The following is a 14,758-nucleotide window of genomic DNA, read 5'->3' as shown; positions in this document are numbered from 1 at the left end:
GATTGAACTGTGTTACCGGACAAGCACGTTCCGGAACCGGTGTCAAGGGGCATCGAGGCGATCGAGCGCATTCGGGGGAATGTCGAGCGGAGGACAACGCGCTGTCAATCACGCTGTACGGCAATTGCTTTCGTCAATAGGGCGAACAGTGAAGCCAGGATAGGCGGGCACACGGCGGAGGAGCGACGCCGAATTCCCGCGGGTGGCAAGTGGGAGGCCGTAAACGGTCTGTACCGACCTGTGGCCGAGGGGCTCGCTCCACCGATAGCGCCCATTATGATCGTGCCGACGACTTACGCGACGGCCATCGCAACGCGAGCTTTCGCGGACCGAACAAGGGGTCGTCATCGCTGGCGAACACCAACTCCGCCAGCGCGACCGGCCAAGGGTTCGCAAGTGCCGAGTCCCCGTACTGGGAGGCGAACGTCTCGCTCCACACCATTCCGTACCGTTCGGATCTGCGGTCCACGAACGTCCATTCGGTGGATCCACCGCGCGAGTCTTGCGCGACCACACCCACTTCATTCGCACTGCGGCGGAACACGCCGCTCAACAGCAGGTTCGGGTCAGGCCATGCAGTGTTCACGTGGGAATCGGGCGGGCCGATGATCACCGGCAGAGGATAACGACGAGCAGTGATCGCGGTCAGTGCCAGATCGGTGGGCCAGTCAGGGGCGCGACGAGTGACCGAGGTGAGGTGATCGTCGATGTACTTCTTCGAACAGCGCATCAACGGGATCCGGTCGCCACGGTCCATGGTGAAACGATATGTTCTCACTTCGCGGTGCTGATCTGCGACGGCGAGATCGACATTGTTGTCGTCGCACACGACAACAGATCGGAACTGGAACGGCGACATCGGCCCCAACCTCACAGTGAGCTCTGCTGTGAGACAGCACAATCGAGAAGCCGCCGTGGCTGATGCTCGAGCATTCTCACCGCTGGTGAGCGAGTCGGGACAGGTTCCTCAGCTCAGGACACCGTCGAGGCAGTTGCTCGAGCTCCTCCAGGTGCCGTCAGCGACAGCATCGCCCCCGCTGTACTGCCACTCCCGAAGTGGCGCCGCGTATTTCCATTGCAGAAAGCCATTCGGATGTGCCACCACCTGGTACACATCCTCTGATCCGTCGATAAGCTGGCTTCCGACGCAATAGTCGTTATACGACGTACCCGGCTGGCGAGCACCCGGACTGAAGTGTCCCGCGGGATTGGTCACGGCGCCCGGATTCGCGACGGTACTCTCCGATTGTGTCCGCTCACCTCTGATCCACACGGGTGCGCCCCAACTGTCCGTGGCGCACGTGAAGTGCCAGCCGCCCGCAACCTCCTCGGCTCCGCGGGGGTAGGCAACGTCCGCCCAGAGGCACGGCGCACCGTCCGGAGCGGCCTGCGCCTGCGAGATATGCGTGGGTGCCAAGCCCAGCGCCACCGCGCCGGCGCACAGAGCGAGCGTGCGCCAACAGGGTTGCGCCAAGCGCCTTGTGATCCGTCCAAACATCGCAACTCCCTGTGTAGCGCTCGGAGGCTGTGGTAACTCCACATTTAATGTACCGCTGCATAACGGGCCGTCTTCTCACTGCTGGGACTTGTCGGCGCATTCGAGCAGGTAAGCGGGCATCGATCCGCTGCTATCCTCCAGCTGCTCCCATCGACGGAGGGTCGAGACGCTATATAACGGTACATAATTTGAGTGAATTCGCAGTCACGGCCCGTCCGAGGCGCTGTGAGCGATCGCGCACAGGAGTGCACCCATGGCCATAAATACGACCGAGATTCGGTACTGGGCAGGTACCGCCCTCATCGCCGGACTACTCTTCGCCGTACTACCCACAGTCATCGCGGCCGGTGGCGCCGATGCGGACAGTTCGCGAGGGTCCGGATACGGTTACGGCAACAATTCCTACGGCACCCGGGATCGCAGCGGGTACCACTTCCATCACGGATCCACCGGGCAGAGCTTGCATTGGGGAGAAGGCCCCGCGCCCTCGGTCCACAGTCGCGATGGCGCCGGGCGGGCGGGCGGGGATCGTGCGGGCGGTTCCTACGTCTGTCGTCCACAAGCTGTTTGGTGCCAAGGGAAACGCTGATTTCCAGGTGCCGTGAGGTTGGGCGGGTGGCGCGAAATACTGCCCGCCGAACCCGATCAGGTCATGTGCTGAGCCAAATCATCGGCGATCGTCCGGCAGAACTCGTCGATCAGGTCTTTCGTCACGTGTCCCACCGTGGTGACAGCGGCACGGGAGCCGGCGGTGGTCAAGTGGTAACGCTGACAGATCCACTCCGCGGGGCGGTCGAACGAGACCACGATCGACGACCCGTGCACCACAGGATCGAGCCCGAGCAGTGCCAGAGAGTCCGCCGCGTAGGCGGCCGTATCCAGAGCGCGCCACGCATTACGCGCCAAGCCCGCGGTGCCGCTACGTGCCAGCGCGTACCAGAGGAGCACACCGGGCGAACCGCTGCGCGACCCGCTGATCGTGGCGTCGCTCGACCCGGCAAAGCCACTTGCGTCAGCATCGAGAACGTCTGTGCGGCACAGGGCGACCGCACATTGCATCGGCAAGCCCAGCACGGTGTGCGGGCTCAACGCGATACTGCCGACATTCGAGTGTGCGAAACCCCAACGGCTCCGGTCACTGGTGAACGGCGCGATCAGCCCGCCGATGGTCGCGTCCAAATGAATGTGGACATTGCCCGCGCCCATCGCCGCGGCGCCGATCGCGGCAACGTCGTCGACAGCGCCTTCCAGCGGGGTCCCGACGGTGGCAACGACAACAGCCCCTTCGCCGTCCGCGGTCCGGCACAGTTGCGACAGATGCCGCATGTCCATCGCACCGCTGGCGTCGCATTCCACGAGCACGAGTTCCCTGCGCATCAAACGCGCGCATGCGGCGATCGAAGAATCCGCGGCCTCGCTGCAGTACACCCTGGCGTCCGGCAGGATGGTACAGCCGCGATCGATTCCGAACTGGTTCGCTTCGCGCACACCGGAAGTGATGTATCCGAAGGTCGAATCCGGATCACCGTTGGACAACTCGGCCAGGTACATGACGACCGCCAGCTCCATCGCCATGGAAAGTGTCGGTGGACGACCTGAAACACCGAGATCGCCTGTGTGACAAGGGAATGCATTGAGCAGCGCGGATAGGTGACTAAAACTGACATTTCTGTTCACGGAAGGGCCGAGGGTGTATCGGTCGTCAACACGCGATTCGTCGATGATGGCATCGAGATGCTCGAGAAGTTCGTTCTCGGAGGAGGGAAACCGACCAATTCTCAGTCGGGATTGCATAGCTCTGTTCACGCGCACCGCCTGAATTGCTGCTCAGATCGTCCGTACGAGCCGTCGATGAATACGACACTAGCAATCGCGTGGCACACCATCGGTGCGGCGACTTTCCTGTGGTGGGAAAACCGCCAACCCTATTCGGTGCTCAGTTGCCTGGTATCCCGGGCGGCGAGTCGCAGTAGCGATCGATGGCACGGTCGATGAGTTCTGCGGCGGCTTGTGCGACCACAGTCCTGGCCGCAGCCCGCTTCGCCTGCAGTCGGCGTCGCTCGCCCATCGATCGCGGCACCTCTTCGTGTGCGGCACCGAGTAGCCGCAGCAGCAGTTCGTTGGCGCAATGCTCAGCCAGCCGGCCGCAGTCCTCCGCCAGCTGCTGGAGCAGACGCTCCACATCCGATGGAGTCGCGCCTATCTCCGTCAGCCGCGCCGATAACTCCGTACACCACGGAGCCGGCGCGTTCGTCACGGATTGCCAGAGTGGTTCGAACTCGAAGGTGTGGCCACGGTCAGGCGGGTTTTCGTGAGTCGATGTCACACCGAGTACTTCGCCCAGCCCGTCGCCGCGGTCCCATGCTTCCAGCAGTTCCCGGATTCCGTTCAGTCGCATTCCACGTCCCAGCAGACGGCTGATCGTCTGGAGCCGGTGAAGGTGATCACTATCGTAGTAGCCCACGCGACCACGTACCTCAGGTGACGGCAGCAGGCCCCGTTCGTGGTACACGCGGACGCTGCGGACCGTCGTGTCCGCAGCGCGTGCCAAATCATCGATCGTGTACTCCGACTCGCCAGCCATCTCTCTACGGTAGCTAACGATGTGACCGTATCCAATGATACGTACAAGATTGTGCCGTTAAATAACGGCTCAAAGTATTGCGTCTCGTTGTGAGGTCGGTTACGGTCCGAAGACCAGCCGATCGGCTGGGGTTCCCGGGGACTGTTGAGCAGCCCTGACGAAGGCTAAACGCGGGGCGCGCTGCCAATCGCGCTCCAGGTACCCCGGAGATGGCGATGAACACGAAACGAAACCGGTGGTTGGACGTCGGATCATCCGAGTCCGAGAGTGCTCCACCTGTGAACACCCCAGCCGCCCGACGGCCTCCCTGTGCGGACAACCCCGACACCTGGGACCTCGATACCGGCAGTCCCGACCTGTGGCGAGTGGCGACACAAATCTGCCACGAGTGCCCCCTGCGCGCCGAATGTCAAACTCTCGCAGAGACACTCATATCGCGTGGCGAGGGTCCGCGAGCGATGATCTGGGCCGGGATCGGCTACGACAATGCCGGCAAGATTGTGCTGAACTTGGAACGCTACCGAGGGGCGCCGAGCGAGAGCCGCCGACCTCTGCGGATCATTCGCACCGGCACCGAGCCAACGCGTTCCGAACTCACGTTCGCCGCACCGGCTCGACGGATCGTGCTGGGCCGGCAATCCCCGCTGCGACTGCCGCGGACCGGTACCGATGACTGTTGAAATCCGCTCCGCTCGGCCGCGCGTACGGGCAACCCGATGACGATCCTGGCGCTGGAGATCGGCCCGTCACGCTTCGCGGTCGGGCGCATCAGCGAAACCGAAGGCACGCAACAGATGCGCGTGATCGCGCCGCCGACGCGGGATGTATGGGCCGCTTGCCGTGACCTGCTGATTGAGGTCGCGGGAAACGATCGCATCACCGCGGTCGGCATCGGCGCTTCCGGACCCATCGACATGGCGGCGGGCATTATCGCCTCTGCTGCCATACCCGAATGGAGAACCGGATTCGCCATCGCCGCCGCCGTACGGGAGGTGTTTCCGCACTGCGTGGTCATGCTCGCACTCGACGGTGCATGTCACGCGATGGCGGAAAGCAATCTCGGTTCCACCCGTGGCGAACTCGATACGCTGACCGTCCACGTCTCGGCCCGTGTCACCGGGGGTCTCACCGTCGGAGGTCTCACCGTCGTCGGGCGTACGGGCAACGCCGGGCACATCGGGCATGTACTGGTCCCGGGCTTCGACGATATCTGCGAATGCGGTGGCCACGGATGCCTGGAAGCGGTGGCCGGCGGAACCGCCATGGTGCGTTGGTCCCGAGCCCGTGGGTGGGGCGGATCGAGTGAATCGGCTCTCATCGACGCGGCGGAGGCCGGTGACCCGACCGCCCTGGCCGCGCTCGAACGCGCTGGGACTGCTCTCGGTCGAGCGATCGTCTCGGTAGCGGCCGTGCTCGATGTCGGCTTGGTCGTGGTGGGTGGAACCGTCGCTGATGCCGGCTCTGCCCTGTGGAGCCCACTGGGCCGGGCGATCTCGGACCGGGCACGCCTGGGGTTCCTCTCCGGGCTTCGAGTGGTTCGTTCCGAACTCGGCGAGGACGCGATTCTGGTTGGCGCCGGCCTCATCGCAGTGGCTGTCAAGGCGAGCAGCCAATAGATGATCACCTGTTGAATGAACCGTCCATTAACGGTACATTTCAAATAGGCTCGCTTCTAGATGTGCAATAGCAGGAGCGTCCGATACGGAGTGAACGCGACGAGAGAAGCACGATGGTGATCCCATGGTTGACACTGGAGACACTGGCCGCGGATATCGTTTCGGTGGCCTCTCTGGGTGACGCCCCCCGTAACTTCGCCAGCTGGTACCGCGTGGTGCAACGTCTGCTCTCGAAAATTCCCGCTTGCTATGACACCCTCACTACCCGCGACATAGCTGACAAAGTACGTGCCACACGGCAGCGCGGCGAGGGGGTCGACCTCACGATCCCCACCAATTCCGGCCGATACCGGCTGTTGACTCGGCCGATCTTCGGGCCGACCGGAGAGGTGCACGCTGTCCGGGTGTGGCTCGGGCCCGCCAACGTCACAGTTCCCACTCCTCAGCCGGCCGTTGGGGTGATCTGGGACCTCGACACCCAGACAATCCTCCAGCCCGACACCGTCACCCAGCTCACCGGGGTCGGAGGGGAGGCCTACGTGCCCACTCTCTCCATCGCCGAGCTTTTTCACCGCGCGACCGTCTTCGACCAACACGCCGAATTGCTGGAGCTGCTCTATGATCCGGACAGTGGTGGCCGACTGCAGTTCGACGCCACCATCCGAGACCGCCGTGGGCGAAACGGCGTATGGCGCATAACTATTCGAACCCGAGTCGACCATCGTGGACGGGGCGCGTGGTGGCTGATCGAAGATGTCACATCCACGGCCTCTGCGCCAGAACGGGCACCGTTGGAGAGTGTCGGACTGCGCGAAGCTCACAGACGTGCCGGCACCCATCTGGCTCTCGTTCAGGTGGAGTGGACCAGCATCGCCCACTGGCTGACTGATCCAGCGCCCTGGGTGCGGTGGGATTATCTCTACAGGCCGGTCGATGTCTTTCATCCCGATGACCGCGCACAGCTGATGGAGCTCGGGGACCAGCTGCGGTCCAACGACACCGCCGGTATGACAATCCGCACCCTGAACTACTTCGGGGAATACACAGCCACGCGGTTACTGCTGTATCCCCACCCCGGCTTCCCGCAGCGTAAATCCGCGCTTGCGCAACTTACTTGGGCCGCATGCGATTCGGGGGCAACCACCCGCATATCTCGCCGCAACAACAATCCGTTTGCTCCGGAACAGCCATTCGGTTACGACGCTGAGCTGCGCGAGATAACTACTCGCGACCACGCCAGCTGAACACGGTTCCCACCCGTGGGAGCACTCACGATCAGGCTATCTCGCAACCTTACCTAGCATTTCGAAGGTGCGGATCTCAAATCGAAGATCGCTCGACAGCGGCGATCAGCTACTACGCCGAATGGCTGTGCGGCGTCGCCGGGAGAAGGTCGGCCTGACGTTACTGGCGACACTCGCCGTCGTCGGTGGCGGTCACACCATCCTCGATGTGTTCGCCAGCGACCCACCGGCCATCGTCGCCGAGCCTGCCGCGGTCACCGTCGGACAAGCCCAGCTGGTCGGTGCCTTCGCACAACAGTTCGTCGTGGAATACCTCAATACCGTTGCCGGACAGAAGGATCACCTCGACGCATACGTTCCCGCCGGCCAAGGAATCGACCTTCCCGCCGCCGCGGTCCAGGTACGGGACCCGATCGTCGTATTCACGTCGCGGGCCGTCACAACCAACGACCTGGACGTATGGGCTGTGACAGTGTCGGTGCGCGCCGGCCGCGCTGGGACAACCGGCGACATCCGGCTGTATTTTCGCGTCGGCGTATCGGCAGCGCAGGGGCAGCTACGCGCGCTCGCTCTGCCGTCGGTGGTCAACCCTCCCCAACGCGGCTTCGACCTCGAGTTGGTCTACCGTTCTTCCTGCGCCACGGGAACTCCACTCGGTGACGTCGCGATGGGGTTCATCACCGCATTCCTCACCGGCACAGGTGATGTGAATCGATACGCGGCGGTCAACTCCGGAATCACGGGACTGCAACCCCCACCCTTCGCTGCGATCGAATCCACGGGTGTCACAACAGATGACACGACCTGCGGAAACTCCACCAGCACCGCGCACGTGCTGATAACGGTCAAACCCAAACTCGGCGCAGCCGGCTTTCAACCTCTGAGCTATCCGCTGACCCTGGATCGAACCGCGGGCCAATGGCAGGTGTCCACAATCGACGCGATCCCGGCACTGTCCATGCCACTGGCCGTGGTGGACGCACAGGGGTTCGGAGCCCAACCTCCGAGCGCGACCACCGTGCCCTCACTCACGAGCACCGTGCGGGTCCCGCCTGCCACCCAAAACTAGCGAATGGAAATCCGATGGGCGCCCTAGCCACCTTCCTCACCCGAGCATTGCTGGAGTTTCGCTGGCTGGGGACGATCATCCTGGCCTTCATCGCCGGAGGGGTACTGATCGCTGATGCGGCGAAATCTCGTCTTTCGCCGGGCAAGATGCTCCTGACGGTCGGCTCTGGGCTCTTGGCGGTGGTGTTGTTCTGGACCCTGCCTTCTCTGATCAACTACGTGCGTAGCGATTCCGGCAACATCGTGCCGAATCAGCCTATCGGGAACTACCGCCGCTGATGGCCGCCGTAATCAAGGTCTTCACACCGGTCAAGCGAGTACCGATCATGATCGGCAAGGCGCAGAACGGCCAGAAGCTACCGTTCGGGCCCTACACTCTCCCGCAGATAGCAGGCGGAGCGGCCCTGTTGCTGGCGACCTCGTTGTGTGCCTTGACTTTTCCGGTCAACGCTGCAGTCACCTTCATCACCGGTCTCTGTTTCACCGTCGTCGTCGTCTTCGCCCTGGGCCTCGTTCCCTACACCGGGGTTCGCCTGATCTCGCGAGCATGGTGGATTGCGCGATTGCTTGTCGCACGGCGACCCGTATCGGCGTCAGGTGTACCGATCACCACCGACTCCAATCCCCACCTCGTGCTCATCGATCAGACGGTGGTATTACTCCTGCCCGACGCCAGCCGTACGCAACCGAGCACCCCGCGCTTCGCAGCTGCGGGCAACTACTCGGCGACCCGCTCCGCCGCAGCGGAAATATCGTGGCTCGGTGGCGATCCCGCGAGTCCGTCAGATCGGAACTGATCATGTTCGGACGTGACCTCCAGCCAACAGCGGCTATCCGCGGGAATCTACAGTTCACCCACGCGGGGTTGGTCACGGCGACCTACTTCATCCAGCCGATGGGCTACGGATTGCGCACCGCCAGCGACAAATTCGACGTACTGGCAGCCCACCATGCTTTGGTGAACCACCTCCCGGCCGGATCACTGCTGCTGGGCATCCAAGCCCGCCTCGATACACTCGAAGCCCTGAGCAAGATGGTCGAAGGCATCGACCTCGATCTGTGCGACGACTACGCTGCCGAGGTCATCGGTTCCTACGAGCGAATCCGGGCGATCGAACCCCGAACCCGAATCCACCTCCTGTCCATCCCCGTGGGATCTGCACACCTGGGGAACTCCGCGGTCACTCGAATCTGGCGTAACGGCAGCACCATCGATCCCGCCGCGATCACTCGCGCCGACCTGGAACGCTACGAGGAAACCGCCACCGCGGTGCTGTCACGCGTCGGCGGTGAATTCGATCCCACTCCTGTTCCCGCGGCACTGTTTCAATGGCTGTGGGAGCACTACCTTGCCCGTGGCGCCGGCGAGGATCCAATCGCTCCCACCCGCGTCGGCGCACTCGACGACGCCACCGCGGCGGTCTTCCGCTCGGCCGCACTGGACGAAGGAGCGAAAGCCGACAATTCCCGGCGCATGCGCCCGTCCTTCGCCCCCGTCGTCAAAGTAGTTCAAGAGCAGTCAGGCAGCGCACCCTCGTATCAAACGATGCTCACTCCACGCTCATTTCCGTACGCGGGCATGAATTTTCCCGGGGGGAGCGAGTTCCTGAACGTCCTGGAAGGTGTCGAGGGCGCGACGGTCGACTGGGGCATCCGCGTCTCGACCACCCCCTCCGAGGCCGTGCTCAAGAACAACGAACTCAGTTTGCGTCGACTCGGTGAACAACTCGACCAACGCGACCAAGAGGTCTCCTTCGCGCAGAACACCCTGATGTCGAAGGCACGCATGCTCGGTGAGTACAACCAGCATTTCGAAACCAACGCTGGTGAATCGGAAGTCAGCTTCACCACTGTGATCGCGGTCGGCAGCCCCACTCGTGAAGCGACTCTGGATGCGGTCAACGTCCTGCGCCGCCGCTACAAACGATTTCAAATCGAGATGACAGCGCCGGTCGGAGCGCAGGTCGACCTCTGGTCGCTGCTGATTCCCGGCAGCCCATCTCGCAGAGCCTTCGAGGACTACGCCCACATCATGCCGTCGGATATGTGGGCGGGGTTCGTCCCCTATACAACCAACCAGATCGGCGACGACTCGGGACCCGTTATCGGCCTGAATCTCATGTCCGGCAACTTCGAACCCATCCACTTCGGCATCATGGAAGCCGCCCTCCACGACCTGTCGGCGTCCTTCGCGGTGACCGGCGAGCTCGGGTCGGGCAAGTCGTACTTTCTGAAACTCATCGCTGTGCTGGTCCACGACATGGGCGGACAGTTCCTGGCCATCGACCGCAGTCAAGTGGGGGAGTGGGCGCACTTCGCGGCCGCGATCGACGACGCGGTGGTCATCGATCTCACCGATCCCTCGGTTTCACTCGACCCGCTGCGCATGTTCGACCAACGCGTCGCGGGTGAGTACACGATGGATTGTGTACTGCCACTGCTGGATATCTCACCTACTTCGGGGGCCGGCACCGCGGCTGCCGGTCTGCTCAGTCCTCGTGGGCTCGCCGAACACAGCGTCGCGAGTCTTCCCGACCTGGTGCGTGCCGCACGCGACCTCAGCGCAACCTCGGACAGCGGTGAGGACTTCCGCGAGCTCGCCCTGCGCCTGACCTCTCTGATCGACCGTGTACCGGTGCTGTTCGATTCACAATTGCCGCCACTGCGACTCGATGCCGCTGCCACCGTCGTACGCTCCCATCGGCTGGCCCTGCCCACCGTCGAGGAGCTCACCACACCTCATCTCTATCACCGACTTCCCTTGACCAAGCGGCTTGGGACAGCGCTGTACGAACTCGTCGGAGTTGCCGCCAGGACAGCCTTTCTCAGCGATAACGGACGATTCGGGTTGTTGATCGGTGACGAAGCCCATCACTTCACCCAAACTCACGTCGGAGCGTCGGTCACCTCCGACTTCAGCCGCGACGGCCGCAAACACCTTGCTGCCATCGGACTCGCTTCCCATGACCCGGCCTCGGACTTTCAGGGCGCCGCCCACAATCTGATACCCAACCGATTCGTCTTTCGTCAACGCGACGAAACGCTGGCCAGAAACAGCCTCGAGTGGCTGGGAATCGATCTCACCAGCATGCCGTTCCTTTTGCAGATCCTGCGGGAAGAAACCTCACCACCGGTGGGACTCGGACGGCAAGTACCCGACGAACGCCGCGGTGAGATGTTCATGCGAGACGCACTCAATCGAATCGGGCGCGGCAAGGTTCTGGGTCCCGCACGCTCCGACCGCGCACACGCCATCAGCAGCACCCCAATCTCGAACAACAGCACACGTTCACCTCGGCCACACAGCGTGTTGCCATGATCGCGTTCCGATGGCTGGGCCGGCACCTGCGGCGACGTGTGCCGAGTACTCGCACCGTGTTGCGGGTCCTTGCGTGGACCGTGTGCATGACCGTGACGCCGGCGATCGTGGGCGCGATCGCCACCGCCTCCGGGGATACCCCGGGCACCTTGCCGACCAACGGTGGAGCGCTGAGTTGGCTCCGCGTCACCGATTCCCGGGGAGTTCGGCTCACCGATTACGAACTCGTCATAGATCACGGCGGGATCTTGAATCCCGGCGACACCGCCCTCGCCGTCGTGATCGACCTGGAATTCATCGGCTACATCGTCATGGTCAGCTTCGCGATCTGGTTGATCGGCTACATCTTCTCCTTCCAATGGCTCGCCTACTTCAGCGACCCACTTCACGATCTCGGCGACGCGCTCGCCGAACATGTTGGGACACCGCTGCTCCTGGCGGTCGCGGTCACCATAGGCGGTCTCATCGTCGCGATGTTCGTCGTCACCGGGCACTACGCGAAAGCCGTGACGCAGACCGCCACGATGCTCGTCGTGGCGGTTTTTCCGATCTTCATGATCAACCCGATTGCGGACATACTCGCTCCCGACGGGCTGCTCTCGCAGGGCCGCGACGTCGGCATGGCGGTCGCGGCAGACATCTCCGGCGATCGAAGTCCCGATTCGGCCAGCCTAGTTGCCAGCGTCCAGCAGCGTCTCGCCGATGGATTCGGACGATACCCCGCTCAAGTATGGAACTTCGGCCACATCGTCGACGACAGTCCCGCCTGCGGCTCAGCTTGGTCACAAGGTATGAGCAGCAACGACTCGAATCGACTCCGGGACGGTCTGCGTGCGTGCGGTGATCTCTCGGCTTATGCGGCAACCACCGACCCAAGCCTCGAACAAGTCGGCGCGGGCGTCCTTCTGCTCATCGCTGCTGCAGTGATCCTGTTCTTCGCGCTCTACCTGTCGACCCTGGTCGTCAGGGCGGTCCTGGATTCGATCTACCACGCAGTCATGGTCTTCTTGGGCTTCGCGGCAGGCGGATTCATCTATGGGCCGCCACAGGCCATGTTGGTCCGTAACCTGCTCGACGGTGTGATCACCGCCTTGCGGATGGCCGCGTACAGCATTCTGCTGGGCGTTTACGTTCTCTTTCTGGGAGAGATACTCTCGCAAGCGCGGGAACAGGTCATGCCTGTCCTAATACTCACCGCCATCGCGATGGCAGTCGGTGTCCTGCAGCTACGACGAATGAGCGCGGGCATCGACAAAGGGAACCAATGGATCGCCAATTGGGTCGCCTCCGCCCTGCAGAACGGAACACCCGCTGGCGGCGGCCATTCGTCATCCGGAATGGGGGCCGTCCGTGCGGGCAGCAGCCTCTCGAGTTGGGGGCCGCTGCCGCTGTTGGCTGCTGCCACGGTCGTCAACAGCTCGCCGATCACCGAGCAACTGCTGCGCCGACGCGGAGCGTTGAGCCCTAATTCCAGAGTTAAAAACCTTGGTGAGCTGAACAATTGGTCAACCTGGGCAGCACTCGGTCCCGACTGGGCCAACACCTACTACGACCGCAGACAAGTCATCAGAGCAGCGGACCGAGCGGTACAAACCCGTCAACACTTCAGCGTCCCAGGCGCACAGCTCGCCGGGCGCCTTGACCTTCCCACCGCAGCAGGGCTGGGTGGAGCCAACACCGTGCGGGGCGGGGCGGCAGCCATTCACGGCATGCTCTACGACGGGGGAGGCGACATCGGAAAAGCGTGGGCAGCACTGATCGGAGCACAGTTCACCGACGAAGCAATCATGCAGGACGCGGTCGCCGCGCGCGCCTACGTTCAGCAACACCACGAAGACGAGCCGCGCGTACACAAGCAACTCGCCTACGCGGTCGCCGCGATGCGCGGCTATCAGGAATTCGGCACACCGGCCCGGCTCGCCGAGATGGAGATGTCCATCCTGCGCTACCGCGACAGCTTCGATGACATCGTCCCCACTACCACTCACCAACAGCGCGTCATCGACGACTACTTCGCGGGCCCGAGCACCACCAAACTCGAAGCCATCGGAGCGATTTCACGCGGCACCGCCGGGGATATCAACGGGCTGAACTACACCCCCCGTGATGCTCAAACGATCATGGCGGCCATCGGCACCGAACATGCCAACCGAGTGGTGAACGCGCTCGACGACATGCTGTCCTTGACTCCCGATCAGCTGAGCACCGGCATCGGCGAGCGGCAATTCGCCGAACTGCGCGAAGAACTGGTCATGAGCATGGAATCCGACCTCTGGTCCTCGGGCATCCGCCGCTCGACGGTGAATTCGGCACCACCGTCGCTCGACGAATTGAACCGCTGAAGGAGCCTCGACATGGTGTTTCGTCTTCTGCTGTTGAACCTGCCGGCCCTGGCCCGAACGATCCCGAAAACAGTGTGGATCGCGGTCACATGCCTGCTCGTCTGCTGCGGCCCCACTGGTCTGCTCCTGGGATTTGTCGGTGTCACAGCCTCACAAAGCGCCGACTTCGTATGTCAATGTGACGCTGCGCTCGGTCCTGACAAAACCTCCACCTGTCAGCAGGAGAACGGCCGGAACCATTCCCGCCAGATCCCCACCGCAAATCCATACGCCGAGTTGAGTTTCTCACCCACCGACGATCACGTGCCCGATCGCGCCAAGGCCTGCGCGCAAGCGATGCGAAATGCCCCGTACCAGCTGGCACCGATAAATACCCTCGCTGTGGGACGATCCGCCGACTGTGCCAACCGATTAGCGCTCGAACTCACTCGTCGAACAACGGCGACCGCGCATGCCTCGGACAGCGATTCCGCGCAATGGGCGGCCACCCTGCGCGACATCATCCACACTGCCTCCCTTGCACCCTTGCTGGGCTCGTGCGAACAAGTCTCGAGTCCACACATTCAGGGCAGTTGTGCTGGAACAAGTGCGACAGCACCGATTACGTCCCGACGCTCAATAGCTCTGCCTGCGACCGTGAAGGACCAGGCGCTGTGTGGACAGATCGTGGACCCATGTGCCGTCTCCCCGGGAGACCTGGTTTTCTGGGCTTTCGAGAACGACGAGGCCACACGGGTCGGAATCGCGGTCCGCGATGATTCCAGACCGGGACGCAACAGCACCACATGTGAGTCCTCCGAATCCACAACGGTCCAGGTAGCCGTGGTGAGCTTCGACATCACCACCGGGATTACGCGCCTGTTCGCCATTCCCCCGAGCGTTGAATCCCGCATCAAACGGGTGCTTCCGTCCGAGTAGACCTGCGGCCCATGACCACCGAAATAACGCCGTCCCGGACCGCTACCGGACCCGCGGACTCGAACGCGTCCCAGAAGCGTGTCGAACCGCATAGCAGGCACAACGCACGAACCGCGCCTTCACCTGTTCCGGTGACCGATCAGCGCACCGCTCCAGCGCACAGCCGATT

The 14,758-nt window shown here is 63.0% G+C and carries 11 protein-coding genes; 8 read left to right on the top strand and 3 right to left on the bottom strand.

The features are described 5' to 3' along the window. Positions 1–274: 274 nt before the first annotated feature. From ABZ319_RS04170 to ABZ319_RS04160, 3 genes are all read right to left on the bottom strand, one after another. On the bottom strand, positions 275–859 hold the full coding sequence (locus tag ABZ319_RS04170) for a hypothetical protein (protein ID WP_354984844.1): 585 nt from the start codon (positions 857–859) through the stop codon (positions 275–277). A gap of 1,284 nt (positions 860–2,143) precedes the next feature. Next, positions 2,144–3,292 (bottom strand): pyridoxal-dependent decarboxylase, encoded by a 1,149-nt coding sequence (locus ABZ319_RS04165; RefSeq protein WP_354984843.1) that lies wholly within the window; start codon positions 3,290–3,292, stop codon positions 2,144–2,146. A gap of 142 nt (positions 3,293–3,434) precedes the next feature. Next, positions 3,435–4,082, bottom strand: coding sequence for a MerR family transcriptional regulator (locus tag ABZ319_RS04160; protein WP_354984842.1), 648 nt, complete (start codon positions 4,080–4,082; stop codon positions 3,435–3,437). A gap of 716 nt (positions 4,083–4,798) precedes the next feature. Between ABZ319_RS04160 and ABZ319_RS04155 the strand changes: the two genes are divergently transcribed. From ABZ319_RS04155 to ABZ319_RS04120, 8 genes are all read left to right on the top strand, one after another. After that, the gene (locus tag ABZ319_RS04155; protein ID WP_354984841.1) at positions 4,799–5,698 is read left to right on the top strand and encodes an ROK family protein; all 900 of its coding nucleotides are present in this window, start codon (positions 4,799–4,801) and stop codon (positions 5,696–5,698) included. A gap of 113 nt (positions 5,699–5,811) precedes the next feature. Then, positions 5,812–6,942 (top strand): GAF domain-containing protein, encoded by a 1,131-nt coding sequence (locus ABZ319_RS04150; RefSeq protein WP_354984840.1) that lies wholly within the window; start codon positions 5,812–5,814, stop codon positions 6,940–6,942. 67 nt (positions 6,943–7,009) lie between these two features. Beyond that, the gene (locus tag ABZ319_RS04145; RefSeq protein WP_354984839.1) at positions 7,010–8,011 is read left to right on the top strand and encodes a conjugal transfer protein; all 1,002 of its coding nucleotides are present in this window, start codon (positions 7,010–7,012) and stop codon (positions 8,009–8,011) included. A gap of 14 nt (positions 8,012–8,025) precedes the next feature. After that, on the top strand, positions 8,026–8,289 hold the full coding sequence (locus tag ABZ319_RS04140; protein ID WP_354984838.1) for a hypothetical protein: 264 nt from the start codon (positions 8,026–8,028) through the stop codon (positions 8,287–8,289). Continuing rightward, positions 8,289–8,807 carry a hypothetical protein gene (locus tag ABZ319_RS04135; RefSeq protein ID WP_354984837.1) on the top strand — a complete coding sequence of 173 codons (519 nt, stop codon included), beginning with the start codon at positions 8,289–8,291 and terminating at the stop codon, positions 8,805–8,807. Before ABZ319_RS04140 ends, ABZ319_RS04135 begins: the two co-directional genes overlap by 1 nt. Before the next feature lie 2 nt (positions 8,808–8,809). Further along, the gene (locus ABZ319_RS04130) at positions 8,810–11,329 is read left to right on the top strand and encodes an ATP-binding protein (RefSeq protein ID WP_354984836.1); all 2,520 of its coding nucleotides are present in this window, start codon (positions 8,810–8,812) and stop codon (positions 11,327–11,329) included. An 86-nt stretch (positions 11,330–11,415) separates the two neighbouring features. Then, positions 11,416–13,671, top strand: coding sequence for a hypothetical protein (locus ABZ319_RS04125; RefSeq protein WP_354984835.1), 2,256 nt, complete (start codon positions 11,416–11,418; stop codon positions 13,669–13,671). A gap of 12 nt (positions 13,672–13,683) precedes the next feature. Next, positions 13,684–14,589 (top strand): hypothetical protein, encoded by a 906-nt coding sequence (locus tag ABZ319_RS04120; RefSeq protein ID WP_354984834.1) that lies wholly within the window; start codon positions 13,684–13,686, stop codon positions 14,587–14,589. The last annotated feature ends 169 nt before the right edge of the window (positions 14,590–14,758 follow it).

The organism is Nocardia sp. NPDC005978, from assembly GCF_040614455.1.
GTDB lineage: Bacteria > Actinomycetota > Actinomycetes > Mycobacteriales > Mycobacteriaceae > Nocardia.
This window is presented reverse-complemented; position numbering and strand designations above follow the sequence as displayed.